Annotated in this window: 16 protein-coding genes; 9 read left to right on the top strand and 7 right to left on the bottom strand. The window is 45.3% G+C overall.

All coding sequences use genetic code 11. The annotated features are described in order from the left end of the window. Positions 1-99: 99 nt before the first annotated feature. A complete protein-coding gene (locus EXU57_RS10575; protein WP_133268170.1) occupies positions 100-513 on the bottom strand; it encodes an OsmC family protein in 414 nt (137 codons plus the stop codon). Positions 514-557: 44 nt separating this feature from the next. On the opposite strand from EXU57_RS10575, the gene EXU57_RS10570 reads away from it, so the two are divergent. From EXU57_RS10570 to EXU57_RS10560, 3 genes are all read left to right on the top strand, one after another. Continuing rightward, the gene (locus EXU57_RS10570) at positions 558-1,367 is read left to right on the top strand and encodes a hypothetical protein (RefSeq protein WP_133268169.1); all 810 of its coding nucleotides are present in this window, start codon (positions 558-560) and stop codon (positions 1,365-1,367) included. A 151-nt stretch (positions 1,368-1,518) separates the two neighbouring features. Further along, on the top strand, positions 1,519-2,454 hold the full coding sequence (gene lipA, locus EXU57_RS10565; protein WP_133268168.1) for a lipoyl synthase: 936 nt from the start codon (positions 1,519-1,521) through the stop codon (positions 2,452-2,454). A gap of 276 nt (positions 2,455-2,730) precedes the next feature. Next, a complete protein-coding gene (locus tag EXU57_RS10560) occupies positions 2,731-3,699 on the top strand; it encodes a phosphodiester glycosidase family protein (protein ID WP_133268167.1) in 969 nt (322 codons plus the stop codon). A gap of 23 nt (positions 3,700-3,722) precedes the next feature. Here the strand turns inward: EXU57_RS10560 and EXU57_RS10555 are convergent, their stop codons facing one another. Then, entirely contained in the window at positions 3,723-4,703 is a 981-nt protein-coding gene (locus EXU57_RS10555) for an ROK family protein (RefSeq protein WP_133268166.1), read from the bottom strand. Positions 4,704-5,160: 457 nt separating this feature from the next. Between EXU57_RS10555 and EXU57_RS10550 the strand changes: the two genes are divergently transcribed. The 4 genes from EXU57_RS10550 (at position 5,161) to EXU57_RS10535 (ending at position 11,364) form a co-directional block, all read left to right on the top strand. Beyond that, a complete protein-coding gene (locus EXU57_RS10550; protein WP_133268165.1) occupies positions 5,161-6,576 on the top strand; it encodes a glycogen synthase in 1,416 nt (471 codons plus the stop codon). 79 nt (positions 6,577-6,655) lie between these two features. Beyond that, on the top strand, positions 6,656-7,936 hold the full coding sequence (locus tag EXU57_RS10545; protein WP_133268164.1) for a glucose-1-phosphate adenylyltransferase: 1,281 nt from the start codon (positions 6,656-6,658) through the stop codon (positions 7,934-7,936). A gap of 177 nt (positions 7,937-8,113) precedes the next feature. Then, positions 8,114-9,520, top strand: coding sequence for an MFS transporter (locus EXU57_RS10540; protein WP_133268163.1), 1,407 nt, complete (start codon positions 8,114-8,116; stop codon positions 9,518-9,520). Beyond that, positions 9,517-11,364, top strand: a complete 1,848-nt coding sequence (locus EXU57_RS10535) for a glycoside hydrolase family 13 protein (RefSeq protein WP_133268162.1) — start codon at positions 9,517-9,519, stop codon at positions 11,362-11,364. The genes EXU57_RS10540 and EXU57_RS10535 overlap by 4 nt, the downstream gene beginning before the upstream one ends. A gap of 159 nt (positions 11,365-11,523) precedes the next feature. Here EXU57_RS10535 and EXU57_RS10530 read toward each other — a convergent pair whose 3' ends face one another. Continuing rightward, on the bottom strand, positions 11,524-12,276 hold the full coding sequence (locus EXU57_RS10530; RefSeq protein ID WP_133268161.1) for a GLPGLI family protein: 753 nt from the start codon (positions 12,274-12,276) through the stop codon (positions 11,524-11,526). Positions 12,277-12,341: 65 nt separating this feature from the next. Continuing rightward, positions 12,342-15,131 carry a TonB-dependent receptor gene (locus EXU57_RS10525; protein WP_133268160.1) on the bottom strand — a complete coding sequence of 930 codons (2,790 nt, stop codon included), beginning with the start codon at positions 15,129-15,131 and terminating at the stop codon, positions 12,342-12,344. Between the two features lie 238 nt (positions 15,132-15,369). Here EXU57_RS10525 and glgB point away from each other — a divergent pair, with 238 nt between their 5' ends. Both glgB and EXU57_RS10515 read left to right on the top strand, forming a co-directional pair. Further along, positions 15,370-17,430, top strand: a complete 2,061-nt coding sequence (gene glgB, locus EXU57_RS10520; protein WP_133268159.1) for a 1,4-alpha-glucan branching protein GlgB — start codon at positions 15,370-15,372, stop codon at positions 17,428-17,430. A 112-nt stretch (positions 17,431-17,542) separates the two neighbouring features. Further along, positions 17,543-17,815, top strand: coding sequence for an acylphosphatase (locus EXU57_RS10515; protein ID WP_133268158.1), 273 nt, complete (start codon positions 17,543-17,545; stop codon positions 17,813-17,815). A gap of 169 nt (positions 17,816-17,984) precedes the next feature. On the opposite strand, the gene EXU57_RS10510 is transcribed toward EXU57_RS10515, so the two are convergent. From EXU57_RS10510 to EXU57_RS10500, 3 genes are all read right to left on the bottom strand, one after another. Beyond that, positions 17,985-19,226 carry a multidrug effflux MFS transporter gene (locus tag EXU57_RS10510; RefSeq protein ID WP_133268157.1) on the bottom strand — a complete coding sequence of 414 codons (1,242 nt, stop codon included), beginning with the start codon at positions 19,224-19,226 and terminating at the stop codon, positions 17,985-17,987. Positions 19,227-19,281: 55 nt separating this feature from the next. Beyond that, complete coding sequence (gene yiaK / locus EXU57_RS10505) at positions 19,282-20,268, bottom strand: 3-dehydro-L-gulonate 2-dehydrogenase (protein ID WP_133268156.1); 987 nt, start codon at positions 20,266-20,268, stop codon at positions 19,282-19,284. 1,070 nt (positions 20,269-21,338) lie between these two features. Further along, the gene (locus EXU57_RS10500; protein WP_133268155.1) at positions 21,339-22,244 is read right to left on the bottom strand and encodes a ribonuclease Z; all 906 of its coding nucleotides are present in this window, start codon (positions 22,242-22,244) and stop codon (positions 21,339-21,341) included. Positions 22,245-22,441 lie beyond the last annotated feature (197 nt).

Below are 22,441 nucleotides of genomic sequence, written 5' to 3'. Positions count from 1 at the left end.
GTCTTTACTTCCTAACGATATGCAAAAGTTTAAATGTTACAATGGCTCCTGAGCAGGGTTGGTTATAAAATGAACGAACGTTTTACTGTACCCGAATAATTACCCGGCTGCCCATTCAAATTGAATATCCTGTTCAAGATCGGGGTGAAGGCTTTGAAAAACCGGGCAGGTTCTTGCCGTGCGTTCCAGTATTGCTTTGGTTTTTTCATCGGCCTTAACGCCGGCCGGAAAATGTACGAAAGCCTTTATCCCACTGATTCTCCGGGGTTCGGAGGCCATAATTTTTGTAATATCAATCGAGGTGCCGCTTAAGTCTACATCCATGTCCCTTGCCTTAATTCCCATTACCGTCATCATACAGTTTCCGAGGGCCGTTGCCACGAGGTCGGTGGGTGAAAAACGTTCTCCTTTACCCTGGTTATCTGTGGGCGCATCCGTTTCAATCCTGGTGCCGCTTTGAAGATGTGTAGCAACCGTCCGCAGGTTTCCTTCGTAAATTACTTGTGAAGTCATTGAAGTATTTTTTATATAAATTTACCGTACAAACGTAATACAAAGTGAAGAAGATAATTCTGGTCACCCTTTGCAGCCTGGTTGTCGTTGTGAGTTTTTCGCAGGACAGGACCATCAGCAGCCGGCAGCAAAAGAAGAATGATCGCAAAGAGAAGGTTAATCAATTGATAAAACAAGAGGAAGAAGGCGCGTTAATCTTTCATAAACAAAGCGTTTTTGGGCTTAAACTTACCTCCGACGGATACGGTGCATTCTACGAACTTGGCAGGCTTAAAACGCCAACCAAAACAAATCTTTACAGCCTCGAAATAGGTGAAAGAAAACACGACAAAGAAGAGAAACTTAGCAGGGGAGATGCGTTTGGTTTACTGGTGGGTAATCCTTTTATATATGGTAAAATCAATAACTTCTATTATGCCAAACTTGGCATTGGGCAACAACGCTTGATTGGTGGAAAAGGCAATAAAAACGGTGTAGCCGTTACTGCCTTATATGGCGGTGGATTTAGTGCCGGGTTGCTCAAACCATACTTCCTCGACATCAGTGATAGCCGCACCGGCAAACGTTCAGATGTTAAGTATAACGACAACGACTCGGTTTTCCTGAACCCAAGTGTCATTAACGGTGCATCTGGCTTAGGTAAAGGCTTCAATGAACTCAAGTTTGTTCCTGGCCTTTATGCAAAAGTGGGGATGCGCTTCGACTATGGCCGGTATAACGAAATGGTCAGTGCTGTTGAAGTTGGTGTACACGCCGAATATTATTCTCAAAAAATGCCCATACTCTTGCTGCAAAAACAACGACAATTGTTCTTAAACGCCTACGCTGCTATCGTATTCGGAAGGCGCAGGTAATGTTCCCTTCTGGAAATCTCTGCCGGAATTCGTACCGGAAACTCTCGTATTTTTGCCGTGTGAAAGCTTGTAAAGCAGCTGTTACTGTAATGGTTTATGGTTGTAACATCAGGTTTGTACTATAGAACATTCACCACACTACCTCCTCATCATGATAGATACTCCGGTCGTTGCTCGGGTTGAAGAACCAGCCGCAAAAGTAAAAAAGCCAGATTGGCTAAGGGTTAAACTTCCAATCGGAGAGAGCTATAAGCACGTTCGCGGGCTTGTCGATACCCATAAATTACACACCATTTGCGAAAGCGGCAACTGCCCTAACATGGGCGAGTGCTGGGGCGAGGGCACAGCAACTTTTATGATCCTTGGTAATACCTGTACCCGTAGTTGTGGTTTTTGTGCCGTTGCTACAGGTCGCCCCGACCCGCTCGATTGGGATGAGCCGCAACGCGTTGCCGAAGCCATAAACCTTATGCGGGTAAAGCATGCTGTTGTTACCAGCGTCGACAGGGACGAAATCAAAGACGGTGGTTCGATCATCTGGTTCAATACTATTAAAGCAATTAAGGCCTTAAATCCCGATACTACACTCGAAACCCTGATCCCCGATTTTAAGGGCCAGGTAGAAAATATACAACGCATCATCGACGCTGCACCCGATGTGGTTAGCCACAACATGGAAACCGTTGAGCGGCTTACCAGGCAGGTTCGCATACAGGCAAAATATCGTCGCAGCATAGAAGTACTTAAAGTATTAAAGCAGGGCGGCATGCGTACCAAAACCGGTATCATGTTAGGTCTTGGCGAAAACAAAGAAGAAGTGGTCCAAAGTATGGAGGACCTTGTTGCAGCGGGTGTTGATGTGCTTACCCTCGGCCAATATCTGCAACCCACAAAAAAGCACCTTCCGGTACAGCGCTTTGTTCCGCCTGCAGAATTTGCAGAGCTAAAGGAAATCGGTTATAGCCTCGGCTTCGACTATGTTGAGAGTGGTCCATTGGTTAGATCTTCTTACCACAGCGAAAGACATGTAATACCCGGCTACGGACGTCGTAAATGGCAGGAGGAAAAAGCAATGCTTCAGGCATAAATTCCCGGTAACAATAATGTTTTTTTGGCTACCGGCAATTGGCTTTCATGGCATCATCGTTGCGTCGCAATCCGTTCATCGGTATCGCAGTGATAGGGCTATTTACTCCTCTATGTAAACTGGCTTATTTCTATCCATCATCGCTATCCATTCTCTTGTATCGAACAGTAAGTAATCTTTGTTTGTTCCGGCTTTGGATTAACCCTGTATTAATCATCCGCCATCCGGTTTCCACATCCGATTTTTCATTAGCATTGCTAACCTAGTATAATCGTTATGAACCGACTTCTGGTGTTCCTGGTTTTGTGTCCAGCTTATGGCCTTGCTCAATTGCATTGGAACAATGTCGACAGCCTTTACCAGCCGCTGCCTGCCGGAGTTCATGTTTATTTTACAGATGACGCTATTGAAGGAAAGCCAAACCGCGCCTTTTATGTGTCCGCTGATCTTAATCAACGGTCGCTGGAATTTGTCACCGATACAACGTTAAATCGGCGCCTTACACCTTCTTCATTTTATACCAAAAATGCCCGGCCACTGCTGGTGGTCAATTCAAGCTTTTTTGAGTTTGTGCATAACAGGAACCTGAACGTTGTGATAAACAGGGGCCGATTACTTGCTTACAATACACCCATTGCAGGTAGGGGAAAAGATACACTCACTTACACACATCCGCTTGTCAGCGCACTTGGAATCAGCAAAAAACGCACTGCCGACGTAGCGTGGACATTTACGGACTCTTCAAAACGGCGCGCTTATGCCGTTCAAGAAATATATCCCCCAATAAAGGACGCTAACCAGGTTTTAAGATTGCGAAATGCCGGCTATCAGTCAAGCGATGCGCAACAACAAAAAGCAGCAAAACTTAAAAAATGGAAGATGCAAACTGCCGTTGGTGGAGGTCCGGTACTACTCCAGAATGGCAACGTTGCAATTACCAATAACGAAGAACTAAAGTTTGCAGGCAAAGGAATTGAGGATAAACATCCCAGGACCGGGATGGGCTATACTGCCGGGGGCAGGCTGATTATTATGGTTGTTGAGGGCAGAGCACCGGGCATTGCAGAGGGCGTTACCCTTGTGCAGGAGGCACAGCTTTTTAAAGATCTCGGCTGTGCGGAGGCGTTAAATCTTGACGGCGGTGGTAGCAGCTGTATGTTGGTAAATGGTAAGGAAACCATCCGGCCCAGTGACAAAGAAGGGCAGCGGCCTGTGCCGGCAGTATTTATGATTAAGGCAAAATAACGGATCTGTTCGTAACTTATTTACTAAACCTGCTTCATCTCCCAAACAAGTGCACTTGCACCAAGTACTGCCGAATCTGCTTCGCGTAATTCACTAAAAATAAGTTTCACCTTATCGCGGTAGATGGGTAGCAGGTTTTCTTCCATGTGTTCGCGGGTTGGCTTTAGTAAAAGGTCACCGGCTTTGCACAGCCCTCCAAAAAGGATGATCGCCTCGGGAGAAGAAAACATCACGAAATTGGCCAGTGCCTTACCCAGTATTTCTCCTGTAAAACGATAAACTTCATTTGCAATTTGATCGCCTTTCATCGCACATTCATAAACAATGCGGCTGTTTAGCTCTTCGGTACTGTAACTGCGAAGCAGGCTGTTCTCCGCTGGCGATTTGCTCAGCATCTCTACAGCTGTAACCCGTACCCCTGTGGCTGAACAATACGTTTCCAATGAGCCATGTACGCCTGTTCCCTTATGAAGTCGTCCACCCGGGATTATGATGGTGTGACCGAGTTCTCCGGCAAAACCGTCATGCCCATATATCAGTTGACCATTGGCAACAATCCCGCTTCCCACACCGGTACCAAGCGTAATCATGATAAAATCTTTCATTCCCTTTGCAGCGCCATACATCATCTCGCCAACGGCAGCAGCATTTGCATCGTTTGTTAATGCAGTAGGCACATCGAACTTCTTTGTCATCAGGTCAGCAAAGGGTATGATACCCTTCCAGTTCAGGTTTGGTGCATATTCAATGGTGCCCTTATAAAAGTTGCCGTTTGGAGCGCCCACGCCAATACCCCTGATCAGATCGAAGCCACCCACCTGGTCGATAGATGGATATATAGCCTCGTACAAAGCATCGATATAGTCGTTTGCATTGGCGTACTTATTTGTAGACAACGCACCCCTGTACTTGATTTCGCCCCTGTGATCAACAATACCAAAAGTGGTGTTAGTGCCGCCTATGTCGATACCGATTGCAAGCTGTTGCGAGGTAAATGCCTTCATTCGTTTTAGTTTTCTTTTTCCAGGATTAAGCTGTAGTTGATGCTATCGTTTTTAATTCCGGTATTATGTTGCAAATCGGTCATCATAGTAATACAATCACCGGTGTTCTTCTGTCCTATTTACGGCAACATCGGGCAAACCAATAAGGCTGGTGCATTGGTTGCATGCATGAATTAGCTGAGAACATTTGTGGAGCACTTGCCCGCACTGCATCCTGGAAATTGCATGATGTTGCATTTAAGATGCCAGGGTTAGCTGCCGTACTTCGCATTCAACAGGTCCGAATTTCAACGTGCTGTACAGGCCATCAAAGTAAGTGATTTTTCATATTCATCAAATATTTTAAAGCAGCGCTGCATGGTATATTGAATTTTAAAAAATTTTTAATGCGTGTGCAACAAATCAAAAAGCATTCATACCTTGACGACAATTTTATATCACTAACTGCCTGCAAATTATGGAAATAGTCCACGTTAGCGCTGAATGTTATCCTGTAGCTAAAGCTGGTGGTCTGGGAGATGTAGTTGGAGCCCTTCCAAAATATCAAAATAAACTGGGTCATATTGCCAAGGTTGTTATGCCCATGTATCGCACTAAGTTTCTGATGGATAATGAATGGGTGGTAGACTTTAAAGGGCATAGTTATATTGGTAACCGCTTCTTTGAATATACCGTAATCAAGGAACGTTATAATGTGCTTGAATTTGATCTATACCTGATAGACATTCCCGGATTACTTGATCGTGAAAAGATTTATGGATACGCCGACGACACCGAACGGTTTGTTGCTTTCCAGATTGCTATTGTTGATTGGCTTACACACTGGCAACACCAGCCCGATGTGGTGCATGTACACGACTACCATGCAGGGCTGATCCCCTTTATGATGCAGCATTGTTATGCCTACAACAGGTTAGGCTCAATACCTTCAGTGCTTACCATCCACAATGCGCAATACCAGGGCTGGATGGGTTGGGACCAGAGTTATATGATACCCGCATGGGATAGCTGGAAAGCCGGATTGCTTGAATGGAAAAACACCATTAACCCACTGGCCAGTGCTATCAAGTGTGCATGGAAGATTACTACGGTTAGCTGGAGTTATCTCGATGAACTGCGGGCTTCTGCAAACGGACTCGAGGACCTGTTTGAATACGAACGGGGTAAGTGCGCAGGTATTCTAAACGGCATTGATAACGAGGTTTGGGATCCCTTAACCGACACTTATATTTCCGATAATTATTCCATCGAAAATGTACACGCGGGTAAGCACGCAAATAAACTCCAGCTCTGTAACCAATTCAATTTAGACGTTGAGAAACCGCTGATCATCTTCATTGGCAGGCTTGTCGGCGAAAAAGCAGCCGATATTCTCCCCGACAGTATCATGTCTGCACTTTATGGTATGCCAGGCGCAGTTAACTTTCTTATACTTGGTAGCGGTGAACCCCAGGTGGAGTGGCAGCTAAAGAATATGGTACATCAATTCCAGGGTCAGTATAATGTAATGATTGGTTACAATGAGAAATTAAGTCACCAGATGTATGCGGGTGCAGATTTTTTACTCATGCCAAGCCGGGTAGAGCCTTGTGGTCTCAACCAGATGTACGCCATGCGTTATGGAACAGTACCTATGGTGCGTGCAACCGGTGGACTTAAAGATACCGTTATCGACATGGGAGATCCCGGAGGGTACGGCATACGTTTTTATCATGCAAGTGTGGGTGATGTTTTTCATGGTATAACCCGTGCCGTTAAGGCTTATGAAGATTCCCGGCAACTGGGTGATATGCGCGCAAGAATGATGCAGGTAGACAACAGCTGGGATAAGAGTGCACAGGACTACGTTAATTTATACCAGGGCCTTACCTGAGAGAACAGTACATTCGGCAAGATTGGCTTTACAAAAAGATAATCATGGATACGTATTCTTTAATCTATAACTATAGTATATGATAACATTATCACAATCAGTGGTCGCGGTGATCCTGGGTGGCGGTTCAGGCACCCGGTTGTACCCGCTTACAGCAAGCCGCAGTAAACCAGCGGTACCGATTGCCGGCAAATACCGATTGGTTGATATCCCAATCAGTAACTGTATAAATAGTAACATCAACCGAATGTTCGTGTTGACGCAGTTCAACTCGGCATCGTTGAATAAACATATTAAAAACACGTATCACTTTAGTGCTTTTAGTAAAGGCTTTGTCGATATTCTTGCAGCTGAGCAGACACCCGATAACCCAGGTTGGTACCAGGGAACGGCAGATGCCGTGCGGCAATCATTGCGACATGTTGGAATCAACGAATTCGAATATGTACTTATCTTAAGTGGCGACCAGCTTTACCAGATGGACCTTGGCGAAATGATCCAGGCCCATAAAAAATCAGGCGCCGAAATTACGGTTGCAACCATCCCTGTTGTTGAAAGAGAGGCCACTGAATTTGGCATCCTGAAAACCGATGAAGAACGAAACATCACATCATTCACAGAAAAACCGGGACGCGACCTTCTACCGCAATGGACCAGTGATACAGGAGCGGAAATGCAAAGGCAGGGTAGAAACCACCTTGGATCAATGGGCATCTACGTCTTTAACCGTTCCACACTTTTCGATCTTCTTGAAGACAAGATGAAGGACGCAACCGACTTCGGAAAAGAAATCCTTCCAACTGCCCTTGGTAAATACAAGGTGGTGAGTTTTCAATACGAAGGGTACTGGACAGATATTGGTAACATCTATTCTTTTTACGAGGCTAACCTTGCCCTCACAGACGAAATTCCACCCTTTAATCTTTTCGACAATACGCAGAGTGTTTATACCAACCCTCGCATGTTGCCGCCTGCAAAAATCAGCGGAACCACGCTTGAAAAAACAATTATAGCAGAAGGATCAATCATTCATGCAAGCAGAATTGAAAACAGCGTAATCGGCATTCGTTCGCGTATCGGGTATGGAACAAACATCGTAAGCAGTTACTTAATGGGTAACGATTATTACGAAACCATCGAACAAATGCAAATGAACAGGGGTACACCAAAAATTGGTATAGGAGACCGGTGTTATATCCGCCAGGCAATTGTCGACAAAAACTGCCGCATTGGTAACGACGTTAAGATCATTGGCGGGAATGGCATAGAGAACAAAGACCATGAATTGTATAGTGTGAAGGATGAAATTGTAGTCATCAAGAAAAACGCAATTCTGCCTGACGGCTTTACGATCCAGTAAGCTTGCCTGCTTATTAGCTGCTTTTTATGTTCAGGTGAACCAATGGCATTGCTAATTGTTTTAACCTGCACAGTAGATTACAGCAACAACAAAATTTTTAAAACATCCTTAACCGGATGTTTTTTTCGTGCTATATTTAGATGATGTAATTATTACACATTGTAACCAACGATTGCTATGTCATCTAACACTGTCATCACTTCACCGGGAACCGCTGTCTCTTCAAAACCGCGCTTATCCATCGGGCAGATCTTCACCATGAGCTTCGGTTTTCTAGGCATCCAGTTTGGGTTTGCACTTCAAAACGGAAACACCAGCCGTATTTTACGATCTTTTGGAGCCGATGTGGACCAGTTGCCGCTCTTCTGGATTGTTGCACCGCTTGTAGGCATGATCGTTCAGCCCATTATCGGCCACTACTCCGACAAGACATGGAACCGGCTCGGAAGAAGGAAGCCTTACTTTTTAGCCGGTGCGCTTCTTTCAAGCGCGGCACTGGTCTTTCTGCCAAATTCCGGCGGGCTCGCCGGTATTATCCCGGCTTTATGGATCGGTGCAGGAATGGTGATGATCATGGATGCTTCATTTAACATCGCTATGGAGCCCTTTCGCGCATTGGTTGCAGATAATCTTCCCGAAACACAACGAACACTTGGTTTTAGTATCCAAACGTTTCTTATCGGACTTGGAGCAGTAGCGGGTTCAGCTTTGCCCGATATTTTAGCCGGCCTGGGTGTGAGCCTTACCGCTGGTGCGGATGGCATAGCTGATAATATAAAATATTCTTTTTATATCGGGGCGGTAGTATTTATGGCGGCAATACTGGTTACCATATTTTTTTCCGCTGAGTACCCTCCTGCTGAATACGAGCGCTATCATGGTAAGGTCGAACGTAAAGAAAAAGGGTCCGGCCTTAGTGAAATATTGTCGGACTTCAGGCATATGCCAAAGACCATGCGTCAACTCGGGTTAGTACAATTCTTCAGCTGGTTTGCCCTCTTTAGTATGTGGGTTTTTACCACTGATGCAGTTGCCACACATGTTTATGGCCTTTCCGGTGATTACTCAAAAACGGTTGCATATAACGAAGCCGGCAATAAGGTCGGGACCTCGTTTGCCGTATACAATTTTGTAGCAATGTTGTATGCTTTGCTTTTGCCTGCAGTAGCAAGAAAGTTTGGAAGAAAGCTAACACATGCTATTTCGTTGATCGCCGGTGGTATAGGTCTTATTTCAATTTACTTCGTCCGGGATCCATCGATGCTCAACCTCTCGATGGTTGGTGTTGGGCTTGCCTGGGCAAGTATATTGGCCATGCCCTATGTTATCCTGTCTGGCTCGATACCTGCGGGAAAGCTGGGCATCTATATGGGCATATTCAACTTTTTCATTACCCTTCCGCAAATTGTAAATGGCTTATTTGGTGGATGGATCGTTACTAACCTTTATGGAGGTCAACCCATTTATGCTATCGTGCTGGCGGGCTTTTTCATGATATGTGCAGCCATTAGTGTTCTCTTTGTTCACGACTCTGGTGCAATGGAAATTAAACAGGCTAATGCTTTAAAACCTTCTGTTGTATGAAAAATTTTGTACTGCTTCTTTTCTTTGTATTCGGCTTTATCAGTTCCTACGCACAAACTCCAATACAGGTTTACCCATCAAACTGGTGGGTGGGGATGAAGAACCCGAAAGTACAACTGATGTTGCATGGAGATAACGTTCGTGATCTTAAACTTTCGGCTAATTACCCGGGTGTACGGGTTGAGAAGATCAGTAAGGTTGAGAGTCCCAATTACCTTTTTATTGACCTGGTCATCAGCCGGGCGGCAAAGCCTGGTAGCCTGGTTTTTAAGTCGGCTCGCCCGTCAGATAGCCGACAGGTTGTTTTCGAAATCAAACCAAGGCGAAAGGGTAAAGGAACAGCATTCGCGCAAGGCGTAACATCTGCTGATTTTATTTATTTATTAATGCCGGACCGGTTTTGTAATGGCGACACCGGCAATGATCGGGTTGCAGGTATGAAAGATCAGTCGCTGAACCGTGACTCAATGTACCATCGGCATGGAGGAGACATGCAGGGTGTGATCAGTAAGCTCGACTATTTGCAGGACTTGGGTGTAACGGCCTTGTGGATGACACCTGTTTTAGAAAACGACATGCCAAACAGAACGGAACACGGCTATGCCTTCACGAATCATTATAAAATTGATCCGCGCCTCGGTGGAGCCAATGCCTATCATCAACTGAGCGATGCACTACATAAACGTGGAATGAAGCTGGTTCAGGATGCAGTTTACAATCACATCGGCGCTCACCATTTTACCGTAACGGATCCACCTATGAAAGATTGGTTACACCAATGGCCACAGTATACCCAAACAAGTTATAAAGACCAGTCGCTGTTTGATCCTTATGCAGCAGCAGCCGATAAAGCGCGTATGAGTAATGGTTGGTTTACCAGGGAAATGCCTGATATCAACCAATCGAATCTTTTTGCTGCCAACTATCTTATTCAGCATGCTTTGTGGTGCGTTGAAACTTTTGGCGTTGATGGCTGGCGTATAGATACGTACATCTATAATGACCTTGAATTTATGAACCGGTGCAACAAGGCACTATTGGATGAGTACCCTTCGCTTAGTTTATTTGGCGAGACCTGGGTACACGGAACCGCTAACCAGGCCTATTTCACACTCAATAATCTCGTTTTACCCTTTAAAAGCAACCTGCCGGGTGTCACTGATTTTCAAACCAACCTTTATGGCATTGCTCCGGCATTAAACCAGGGTTTTGGCTGGACGGATGGCGTGAACAAGTTGTACCAGACACTAACGAACGACTTCCTGTATAAGGATCCTATGAAGCATGTGATCTTTTTGGATAATCACGACGTAAGTCGTTTTTTGTCGCAGGTAAACGACGACACAGCAAAGCTTAAGATGGCACTGGCCTGGTTATTCACCTGCCGTGGTATACCGCAGTTGTATTATGGTACAGAAATCCTAATGAAGGGTGTAAGCAATCCCGATGGCCTCGTGCGAGCTGATTTTGAAGGTGGATGGAGAGGGGACAGTTTGAATAAGTTTACGGTTCAGGGAAGAACTAAAGCAGAAAATAGTATACATGATCTTACTACGAAGCTGGCTAATTTCAGGAAGAACTCCTCTGCAATAAAAACGGGAAGAATGTTGCAGTACGTACCTGATGATGGATTGTATGTGTACTTCCGGTACGATCAACAGCAATCAATTATGTGCGTAATGAACACTGCGGATACACTTAAAACAATTGACTGGAGCAAGTTTGAACAGGGCACCGCAAATTTTCGCAGTGCACAAAACGTTGTAAATAAATCGACCCTGATTATGGACAAAGCTGCTGCAATCCCTGCAAAACAGATGTGGGTACTTGAGCTCAAAAAATAGCTTTGAACATATTATTCCGGTTGCCATGAAAAGATATAGCAGAACGGAGCGTCTCCCGTCGGACTGGCGCAGCCGGGCGGCCAACGATGTCGCGACGAAGTTCAAATGCTGGTGACAAAAAAAGTCTGATCAGCGTAGGCTCGTTCATGTGTAAGTTGATTAGATCATGATAAGCCAAATGTTTCTGTCGCCCCATTTACCCCATGATTTCATACTTTCTTTCAGCTGTGATCTCAATGCGGGAATGTTTGTTTTTTTACCCTTTTTCGGTGGCAGAAGTACGCTTGCCTTTACTTCAGCCAGTTCCACCTTAGTAGCGAAATAGGTGGTATTTAGCCGGGGTAGGGCGAGACCTAATATCATTCCCGGTAACCCGGTGAAAGACTCGGGACCAGCTGACGTAAGTATTTGGTCGGTGTAAAATGCGACTACAAAAACAGAGTCCATAATGATTGCAGTTGCTTTACGGCATTCAAAACCCGCGATGGTTCTTGAGTCTGTTGAAATTTTCCAGTCAATCTTCTGAAGCGTATCCTGGATGTTGAATATGCTTTCAAACACAGTTTTCTGGCTGTTGAATAACCCCGTTGAAAAATCGGTAAAAACAATGTTGTCGTTAGCTGGACCCTCGACCCAGTCGGGAATTTTTTGTGTGCCAACGGCTTCACGTCCCGGCTGGTAAATTGCTTTATCGCGGGTAAAGTAGAGATCGAAATAGTTTACTTTATACTGCGGAACGGTTTGTTTGAGCATGTTTCTCCAGCTTTCATCTTCTTCTGCCTCTAGGTTTTTATAAAGATTTACCCGCTTCTCAAATTCGATTTTACCCTGGGGAATAAATGTTTGTTGTGCCTTTCCCTGGTAGATAAAAAATAGCAATACACTAACTGCAATCAATTTTGTTGGGTTCATGGTGTTGTATTTAAATCAAGCGCAATCTGGTGAACAACTTTCCTAATAGCCACTTTCAATCTGCATTATCGTGGCTGCATTCCCCCCGGCGTTTTGCTAAAGTTCCAGGTGAATTTTAACAACAGGTAGCGCCGGAGCGTTTCATAATTATCTTCCCTTATCAGGGTAGAATTGATTACCCGGTTAAAACCGCGGTTTTGATCGAGGATATCATTTACTGCAAGACTGATCAGACCTTTATCGTTTTTCATCAACTTCCGGCCGATATATCCATTCCAAACCACCTGGTCGTTGTTGCGGTCAAATGCATTGATCCGCTGACGAAAGTTTGCATTAACGCTGGTATTAAATTCTAATTTATACGGAAGGGATATGTTGAGGTACACGTCATGCCCATGGGTGTAATAATTTGTTTTCCTGCCGGGCTGAATAGACGAGACAGAAGTGTTGTACTGAACGCGCCCATTGTAGTTGACATCATATTTTTTTTCTTTGAACTTTGAGGCTCCCAGGTTAAGCCCGAATGAATTGTTGCGGGTTGTGTTTCTTAGCCGGTTGACGATGTTGTTGTTGCTGTTAACGTTGATACTAAAGCCGAAGTTGATATTCATATCTGCTTTCTTCAGTTTCATACTGTAGCCCCCACCTGAAAAGCCATTGTAGTTGCCATTCATATTTATGTATTGATAAGTTCTGCGGCCAATAGAGTCGCCCGAGGTAGCTGTTTGTTCATTTGTGGTTATCGCATTTGAAACCGTAGAAAAGGAGCCGTAAACATAAAGTCCACGTTGCGAAAGCACTTTGTAAGAATTAAAATTCATATTGAAAGAATGTCTGAACTCCTGCTTTAGATCCGGGTTGCCGATTGCAATATTTAGTGGGTTGGTATTGTCGCGAATGGGTTGAAGTTGTTCAATTGCAGGCTGGCGGGTATTGCCATTGTAGTTTATCGAAAGGCGGGTGTTGGTGTTGAATTTGTAGTTGAATTGGCTGCGTGGAAAAAAGTTGGTGTAGTTGTAATTGATAACGCTTTTCCGGATAACATCTTCTTGTCTGAAATCAGCAAACGCCACCTCACCTCCTCCGGCGAGGGTGAGCTTTTTACCATTAAAACGCAGCATTGTGCCGGCACTGCTGGTAAGTACTTTAAAATCGTAATGATTACTGAAGGTATCATTGAGCACATCGTATTTGCCTCCAAAACCTTTGTCGTACGACAGCTTTCTTGACTCGCTATTACTCACCCGGTAGCCGGCATTTATTTCCAGGAAGATTGCTTTTGCCAGCGGTTCAGTGAACACGGCTTTAGTAAAGTAGCCACTATTTGAAACCTCGTTTATTTTCTGTTGGTCTATCGTGTCGGTGTTGATCAACCCGGCTTTGGAAAAGAATTGATTGAAGGAATACAAATAACCATTGGATTCGGTGTTCCTGCTTTGCTGATCGAAACTTAACGATACGGTGCGACCTATTCTTTTGAACCTGCGCCTGAGCAGAAAATTACTACTGAGGCTGTTATTTGTGCCATTGCTATACGCATTACGATTGCTGCTGTTGATCATTTGGCCAAGGCTGTCAAGCGACTGAGAGCGATAGCCGCTTGTGCCAAAGTTGGTACCCTGGAAGCCATTGGCTGTAACCTTTATGGAGGTGAAGCTATCCAGTTGCCAATCATAAGTGCCATTTATTGAGTGCCTTTCGCGGCTGTTGAATGAACTGCGATCTTCGAGGTTGGTGAAGGTATTGTTTGGCAGAATGGACTGCGTAATGGTGTTGCCCGCACCTTCGGTATTTAATTTGGTGTAGCGGTAGCTTCCGTTCAAACTTTGTTTATCCAGGTGAAATTTATTGCCGTAGTTAACACCGGTACTCCAGCTTTTTGGAATGCCCTCACCGCCATATGTTCCATCAAATCCGGAAAGATCGTCGCCGCCACCACTCGTAAAGAAGTACCCTCCATCGGCATCATATTGCATTCCGTTGTCACTACCGTACCTACTGCTTTCGTCCCAGCTGAGCCCGGTTTTGCCGGTGCTGCTCATGATCCCGTAAACGCTGAACTTTCGCTTATCCTTGAAGGCATTAAGCATTAATGTATTGTTCCACCGGTCATTCGGCCCTGCACCCAAATCAAGTTTTCCAAAGTATCCTTTTTTCTTGTCGGCCTTCATGGTAAGGTTGATGGTTTTTGTTTTTGAACCATCGTCAATTCCTGTAAAAGCCGCCTGATCACTTTTCTTGTCGAACACCTGCACTTTATCGATAGCATCAGCCTGCAGGTTTTTAGTCGCCATTGTTGGGTCATCGCCAAAAAATTCTTCGCCGTCAACCAACACTTTCTCCACTTTTGTACCCTGGGCGGTAATGTTTCCATCTTTGTCAACCTGTAATCCGGGCATCTTTCGGATCATCTCCTCTACAGATGCTCCTTCCCTTACTTTAAAGCTGTCTGCGTTATATTCAATCGTGTCGCCGCGCATCCTGATTGCCGCGATCTTCTGTCGCACCGTTACATCAGCCAGCAGCCGTGCTTTTGTAGAAAGGGCAATTTCGCCCAACATACTTTCTGCCTTCGCAGATAGATCTACCTCATCAAAGTAATCGGCATAACCAGGATAAGTAATCATTAATATGTTGCGTTGTTGGGGAAGGTTCTGCAAACTGAAGTTCCCTTTATTGCCGGACCTGGTAAATCTAATCAGTACAGAGTCTTTGGCCCGCAATACGGATATGACTGCATTTTCGAGAAGTACATTATTGAAGGTGTCTTTTATTGTGCCTGTAATGGAGCCTTTTTGCGCCAATAAGGGGCTGACTGAAAGGAAAAGACCTAGCAGAATACAGGCAAATTTCATGGCAGTTAGTTGTGGTTAACTACAAGAACGTGTTTAATTTTCGAAGTCTTTGTATCGTAAAAGTTAATAAATGGATAAAAGCAAATGCACCGTTTTTAACAGGTGAATTGCCTCGCGTTACAGGTTTGTAAAGCATCGAATGCTATGTTTTACAGGAATTAAGACCAACTTTATATTACATGGTACGGCTGAAAATTGCCCGGCTGATTTCCTATCTTTACGCATAAACCTAACTGTTATGGCTGTCAGAAAAAGTACGGACAACGTCAACCTGGATCAGGACGAACGAAAAGAGAAAGACAGGCAAAAAAAAGATGCTTCACGAAGCAAGCGTATAAAGTCGGCTATACCTGCTGAGCGTAAAAAATACGAGGAGCTTTACTTTGTGAATGCAACCCAGCCGGTGTGGAACTATTCGCTTTTTTCCGACGAGGATGTTCGGAATTTTCAGAACGGCACCCACTATAGTATGTACAACTTCCTTGGCAATAAGCAACTGGAAGTTTTAGATACTAAAGGAACCTACTTTGCAGTATGGGCGCCAAATGCCACATTTGTTTCGGTTATCGGGCACTTCAACCATTGGGATAAAACAAGTCACCCGCTGCATGTGCGAACCGATAACTCGGGTATATGGGAAGGATTTATACCACATGTGCACACAGGTGAAGCATACAAATACCACATACATGGCTTTAATGGCGCCTTGCTCGATAAAGGGGATCCTTATGCCCACTATTGGGAGCACCGTCCGCATACCGCATCCATTACCTGGGCAACCAACTATGAATGGAAAGATTCGAAATGGATGAAAAGACGCGCTGAAAACAATGCCTTGTCGGCGCCGTTTTCGGTGTACGAAGTGCACCTGGCCAGCTGGATGCGGCCCGATAAAAATGATGAAGAACGGTATAACTCTTACGGGCAAATCACGGAGCTGCTCGTTCCGTATGTGAAGGACCTTGGCTTTACGCACGTAGAGTTTATGCCGGTTATGGAACACCCCTTCGATGGAAGCTGGGGTTACCAGGGCACTGGCTTTTTCGCACCTACAAGTCGTTTTGGCTCACCACAGGAGTTTGCGCAAATGGTGGATGCTTTCCACCAGGCCGGTATCGGGGTTATCCTCGATTGGGTGCCGTCGCATTTTCCGTATGATGCGCATGGGTTGTTTATGTTTGATGGTACCCATACCTATGAGTACGCCGACATGCGTAAGGGCTTTCACCCCGATTGGAACTCTTATATTTTTAATTACAAACGAGGCGAGGTAAAATCGTTCCTGATCAGCAGTGCAAGATTTTGGTTCGAACGTTTTCATATCGATGGTATTCGTGTCGACGCAGTATCGTCGATGTTGCGGCTTGACTACAGCAGGAATGCAGGAGAGTGGGAACCAAACGAATTTGGCGGCAACGGCAACCTGGAAGCTATCGCATTTATCAAAGACCTTAATGAAACCATATATCGCGACTTCCCGGATGTACAAACAATTGCGGAAGAGTCAACCGATTGGCCTGGCATAACCCGTCCAACATTTTCAGACGGTTTAGGATTTGGCATGAAGTGGATGATGGGCTGGATGCATGATACGCTCGACTATTTTAAAATGGATCCTTATTTCAGGCAGTTTCACCAGGATAAGTTCACGTTCAGCATGATGTACTTCAACGACGAAAACTTTATGCTGCCCCTGAGCCATGATGAAGTTGTGCATGGTAAAAGTCCGATGATCTACAAGATGCCGGGCGATACCTGGCAAAAGTTTGCGAACCTCCGTTTGATGTACACCTACATGTTTACACATCCCGGAGCAAAGCTCCTGTTTATGGGCAATGAATTTGGACAAACTTCCGAATGGAACTATCGTTCGGAACTCCAGTGGGATCTTTTGCAACACGATAGTCATAAGTTATTGCAACATTGCGTTCGTGACCTGAACATGCTTTACCGGAAATTACCCGCATTGCACGAAAAGCAGTTCGGGCCTGAAGGCTTTGAGTGGGTAGACCTGAACCATCGGCAGGAAAGCATCATGGTTTACAAGCGCAAGGGATTGAAGCAAAGGGATGATGTTCTAATCATCCTAAACATGACAGCTATTCCCAGGTTTGATTTTGAAATTGAGGTGGGAGAAAAGAAACGATGGAAAGAGGTATTTAACAGTGACAGCAAAAGCTACTGGGGCAGCGGGGATGTTTACAACCCCGACATCAATGCAGAGCTGATCAATAAAAAAGAGGATCGTTATAAATTACGGCTTCACCTGCCACCATTAGGAGCTGTAGTACTGTCGTAAATGCTCTACCTGTTTTGTTTTGGGCCAAAGGTAACAGCGTAATCCCGGCCTTGAATTTTGAACAATTGGTCACGCAAGAGTGACTTATTATTTAGATCAATCTACCATACTAATGTCTACGTATCACCTGGTGGTAAGCGGAAAAGTTCAGGGTGTGTTCTTTCGGGCAACTGCTAAGGAGGTAGCTGTCGAAAAAGGTTTGATCGGCTGGGTAAGAAATACCAATGATGACGAGGTTGAAATATTGGCAACAGGATCGGAAGAAGCGCTACAGGATTTTATCAAATGGTGTTGGAAGGGACCCGACCGGGCAATGGTTCGCAATGTAGTCATCACAAAGGTGGACGACCAACATTTCGATCGTTTTTCAATTAAAAGAGATTAGGCCCAGGGCTCGCCGCAATAATGAACGATCAGGAGGCAATGTCGTTTACTTAAGAAAAGTGGCAGAAAAAGGTGAATAAAGGCATGCGGTACAAGGGAGGACACAACGATGACAAATAGAATTCCCACAGCTGGTCACCAAAGATTTCTCTTAAGTAAACGACATTGAATCAGGATGTAATAAGCATCTCGGCGCTTTCTTCCTGTGTTTTCTCCACCGTTGCCCTGGAGTAGATGATTCTTCGCCCGATCAACAGGATGCTAAAGCTTGATATTGCACAAGCAGCCATGACCCCAGTCATTGGAAGGGCAGTCCCGTTACTAAGCAAGCTGACCAATGCGGATGTTGATGCACCAATTGCCATCTGGATGCCGCCCATTAATGCAGACGCGCTACCTGCGTTTCTCGAGAAGGGTGCAAGTGATAAAGCTGAAGAGTTGGGAAACGTGAAGCCCTGGCAACTAAGAAAACAAAATATCAGCCCTACAGTACCAAAAAGTCCAAGCCAGCCATAAATACTACCGAAAAAAAGGGTGATCCCGGTGATGCTTTGAAAGAACAATGCAACCGGGATGATTTGCTCACTTTTATACCTTCTGAGCAGTAAGCTATTCAATTGGCTCGCCACAATGAGGCCAATGGCAACAAGTGCGAAAATCCAGCCGTATTGTTGTTCCGATACTTTGAACAATTCCATGAATACATATGGTGAGCCCGATATGTAGGCGTATAAACCAGCTGCAGCTGCAGAACCGGTTAAGGCATAGGTATAGAATTGCGGTTCTTTTAGAACAGCCAAAAAGCTGCGCATGATTGGCTTTGGACGTAGCGACAGCGTTGTATCCGGCTTGCGACTTTCAGGAAGGTAAAAGTGCACTGCAATAAGAATAAATGCCGCCATTGCTGTCAGTACCACAAATACGTAGTGCCAGCCAAATTCAGCAGAGATGTAGCCACCGAGCGTTGGGGCAATAATCGGTGAAACCCCGATAACAAGCATCAGAGTGGAAAATACCTTTGCATTTTCTTCAACCGGAAAGAGGTCGCGAACCATTGCGCGCGCGGCAACCATTCCTGCACAACCGCCGAGTGCCTGGATGAGCCTGAACCAGATCAATGCATCAGCCGATGTAGCCAAGGCACATCCGATTGAAGCGATGAGGTAGATGATGAGCCCGGTATAAAGCGGTCTTTTTCGACCGTACCTGTCGAGTAATGGCCCATAAATAAGTTGACCGGTAGAGATCCCGATGAAAAAGCTGGATAATGAAAGGGAAACGTGGGCAACAGTGGTATTCAAATCGGCCGCAATAGCCGGGAAACCCGGCAAATACATGTCAATAGAAAAGGGGCCTATTGCCGACAACATGCCAAGTATAAGTATCAGGAAAAATTTTCTTCGGGTAGTCATGTGGTTGATTAGCGCAAATCTATGCCAGTGTTTCAAGCGGAACAGGGCCGCCGGGTTATTGCATTTGTAATACCGTTTGCCAGATGGCCTCATTTACCGGTATACCGTTCTTTAAATTATCAATTCTTGTATTCAGCGTGCTTTGCCCCGGGTACCGCACACTTTTGCCTTGCTCCACAGGGGTGCTGCTTTGCGTATACTTCACAATCTCTTCAATTAAACCTTCATCAAGGTGGGCAGGTTGTATACACAGAAAGAACTGGGATAGCCCAAACTCTTTTCCACCAGCAGTAATTACCGGTGTGGATCTGCCCCCGCTTAAGCTGGTGAGCAGGATGTCGAGCATGAAGGAGAGTCCGGAACCTTTCCAAAAACCTATCGGTAAGCTTCGTTTTGAAGTTTTTATTGCTACCGGATCGCGGCTCAGGTTTCCCTGCGTATCATAGCCGCCATCAACGGGCAACGGTTTGTTACTTAGCTCATACTCCTGCATTTTGCCATACGAGAACTGCGACATGGCCATATCAAGTACAAGATGGCCTCTTGTCCTGGGTACCGCGATGATTAATGGGTTGTTGCCTAGCTTCGGATCGGCCCCGCCCCACGGAGGCATAATCGCGATTGTGTTGGATGCGCAGATGCCTATGCAACCTGCATCTGCTGCCTGCCAGCCGTAAGTTCCACCGCGCATCCAGTGATTGGTATTTCTCACCGATACACATCCGATCCCGTTTGCTCCCGCCAGTTCTATTGCTTTCTGCATAGCGATGGTGGCGGTGTACATTCCGGGGGCAAGATGCCCATCCCACACCTGGGTTACCCCATTTTCAGAAACCTGGATGGGCTCTGCATCCGGTATCACCAGCCCTTCTTTTACATATTCCACAAACACCGGGAAGCGGTTTAGTCCATGCGAGTAAACGCCGTCGCGGCTGTTCGCCGCAAAAATATTGGCGCAAAGCGTTGCGCGTTCTTCCGAAAATGAAAGTTTTATTAATACCCTGGTAAATGTTTCCTGTAGTTCTTCGTAAGTGATCCTCATATGCGAGTGTTGAGATTTATGTACATTGCTCTGCTGCTTTAGTTCCCCACAAAAGTCTACGGAGTGTTTTTCCTGATATTACAACTTTCCAAATGTGTCAGATGCTTTTCCGTAGATCGGTAAAAGAACAAATTATTCAAGAAAGTTGCTTCCCCCTTTTATTACCCGGTAAGTATGGCTCAACAAGTGGCAATTAGCTTAGAAAAACCACTTTCTCAAAGCTGCGCTTGCACCGTGACCCCAACAACATACATTTAACTACACGAGCCCTGGTTTTGATCTTACTGTTCGTATAAAAACAAGTAAGGGAAGTTATAAAGCACATTATAAACCAATTGGCGACTTTGTCACCTACAGAGCAATGCCTAATAGCCGCTTGCCGCCCAACATACTGGTCCATTCAGCTTCCTGAACCACAATGGTCGTCAACATGATAAATCCAACAACAGCAGACTTTCCTTTGGCCCTCCGCACCCGGGTTTTGAAACCGAGACGTTTGTTCCTGAAGGAAATCTTTTGCACAAGACTCTAGCGGTGCCTCCAGCGTCGTTAACACAGGTGGGTTCAATCGATGACAGAGGCGGTGGTGCTGGTGCATGCTGAGGTGTCATCAGACGAGTTTAAGCAAAAGGAAGGACCTTAAATTCAGTTATGCGGGATCGCTGTTGGTAAACGGTGAAGTTGCAGCCATGCATCACCTTGTCGTGTTTAAGTCGATGGCAAGATCATGGCTTTGAAAGCCGGAAAATGGGTGAGAGAAAATGTAAAATGCAGAATTAAAAATGTAAAAGACGTGATTGCTTGTCTCACAAGTAATCGCTTGCTGGTTAATTGATTCGCTTTAAGTACAAGCCACTGCCTAAGCCCTTAGCTTTGAATTGCCCCGTACCGCGATACAGTACAAGAGTGCGACGCAACGATTTACAATTGAAATACATCTGCTCAGTCAAAAAAAGAACGAAAATGGTAAAGCAATACGCAATTCCATACCCAATCTCTCCCTCTCTAAAACCGCAATTCGCTAATCTGTAATCCGATAATGCTGATACCCGATACCTCAAAAACGAATACTAAAAAATCCGGTAAGTACAACCTTCCAGTGCTAATTCAGTAGCCGGAAATACATCCTGGGTTTCCTGGAGAAACTCGTCGAGCTTTTCGTATTTGCTGCTAAAGTGCCCGATAAGCAGGCGTTTCGCATCAGCAAGTACCGCAATTTTTGCGGCCTGCTCAGTAGTTGAATGAAAGCGGCTGGCGGCGCGTTCTTCAAGGTCTTTCAGGTAAGTGGTTTCGTGGTAAACCAGCGTAATACCTTTAATCTTCTCCGCGATTTTTGCATTGAACAAGGTGTCTGCACAATACGCATAACTTCTTGGCGGGCTATTAGGCGTTGTTACCCATTCATTGTTGATGACGGCTCCGTTGTTCCCAATAACATCATCCCCGTTTTTTAGTTTTTCGTATGAAGCTGCAGATACATCGTATGCACCAATCTTGTTTTTGTCAATTTTCCTGGGTTTTCGTTTTTCGCGGAACACAAACCCCCAGCATTCAATGCGATGGTTTACACGAAAGGTTTCCACCGAAAAACGGGGATCTTCCACGAGCACACCTTCTTCTACGAGAGGATGAAAATGAAGCGTAAAGGGTAAGCGGGTATCGGCTACTTTAAACTGGAGGTTTAAGATTTCCTGTAAACCGGCAGTTGCAAAAATGTGCAGATCGGCTTCCCGGCCAAGCAAACCCATGCTGGTTAACAAGCCGATAAGACCGAAATAATGATCGCCGTGCAGGTGGGAAATAAAGATGTGATTGATGCGGCTGCGCCGGATTTTATAACGCGCAAGCTGCATTTGTGTGCCCTCACCACAGTCGACAAGAAACTGGAACTGATCTAAGGTCACAACCTGCGAAGTTGGATGCCTGTCATATGCAGGTAGCGCTGAATTGTTGCCTAAGATCGTAACTCCAAACATGTGCTGCTTAAATATATCGGTTTGGCCAAAGATATTACCAAATCACCCAATAAATACAAAACCCTGATGCATTGTTCATGGCGGAAAACCGGGGTGGAGCAGCAAAGGGCACGCAGATCAGCTAATTGCCCCTGCAATTAGTAATGTGCTAATGGGCCAGCTGGTTGAAGGTTATTGGGAGTACGGTAAACTAACGT

Origin of the sequence: Segetibacter sp. 3557_3 (genome assembly GCF_004354985.1) — a bacterium.
Classification (GTDB): Bacteria; Bacteroidota; Bacteroidia; order Chitinophagales; family Chitinophagaceae; genus Segetibacter.
The sequence above is the reverse complement of the archived record's forward strand: the minus strand, read 5'-3'. Positions and strand labels throughout refer to the sequence as shown.

Bases quoted from the DNA above. Each gene is read 5' to 3' on its own strand.
- yiaK (WP_133268156.1), bottom strand. From the start codon at position 20,268: ATGAGGATCACTTACGAAGAACTACAGGAAACATTTACCAGGGTATTA.
- EXU57_RS10525 (WP_133268160.1), bottom strand. From the start codon at position 15,131: ATGAAATTTGCCTGTATTCTGCTAGGTCTTTTCCTTTCAGTCAGCCCC.
- lipA (WP_133268168.1), top strand. From the start codon at position 1,519: ATGATAGATACTCCGGTCGTTGCTCGGGTTGAAGAACCAGCCGCAAAA.
- EXU57_RS10550 (WP_133268165.1), top strand. From the start codon at position 5,161: ATGGAAATAGTCCACGTTAGCGCTGAATGTTATCCTGTAGCTAAAGCT.
- EXU57_RS10540 (WP_133268163.1), top strand. From the start codon at position 8,114: ATGTCATCTAACACTGTCATCACTTCACCGGGAACCGCTGTCTCTTCA.
- EXU57_RS10560 (WP_133268167.1), top strand. From the start codon at position 2,731: ATGAACCGACTTCTGGTGTTCCTGGTTTTGTGTCCAGCTTATGGCCTT.
- EXU57_RS10510 (WP_133268157.1), bottom strand. From the start codon at position 19,226: ATGACTACCCGAAGAAAATTTTTCCTGATACTTATACTTGGCATGTTG.
- glgB (WP_133268159.1), top strand. From the start codon at position 15,370: ATGGCTGTCAGAAAAAGTACGGACAACGTCAACCTGGATCAGGACGAA.
- EXU57_RS10500 (WP_133268155.1), bottom strand. From the start codon at position 22,244: ATGTTTGGAGTTACGATCTTAGGCAACAATTCAGCGCTACCTGCATAT.
- EXU57_RS10530 (WP_133268161.1), bottom strand. From the start codon at position 12,276: ATGAACCCAACAAAATTGATTGCAGTTAGTGTATTGCTATTTTTTATC.
- EXU57_RS10515 (WP_133268158.1), top strand. From the start codon at position 17,543: ATGTCTACGTATCACCTGGTGGTAAGCGGAAAAGTTCAGGGTGTGTTC.
- EXU57_RS10555 (WP_133268166.1), bottom strand. From the start codon at position 4,703: ATGAAGGCATTTACCTCGCAACAGCTTGCAATCGGTATCGACATAGGC.
- EXU57_RS10545 (WP_133268164.1), top strand. From the start codon at position 6,656: ATGATAACATTATCACAATCAGTGGTCGCGGTGATCCTGGGTGGCGGT.
- EXU57_RS10535 (WP_133268162.1), top strand. From the start codon at position 9,517: ATGAAAAATTTTGTACTGCTTCTTTTCTTTGTATTCGGCTTTATCAGT.
- EXU57_RS10575 (WP_133268170.1), bottom strand. From the start codon at position 513: ATGACTTCACAAGTAATTTACGAAGGAAACCTGCGGACGGTTGCTACA.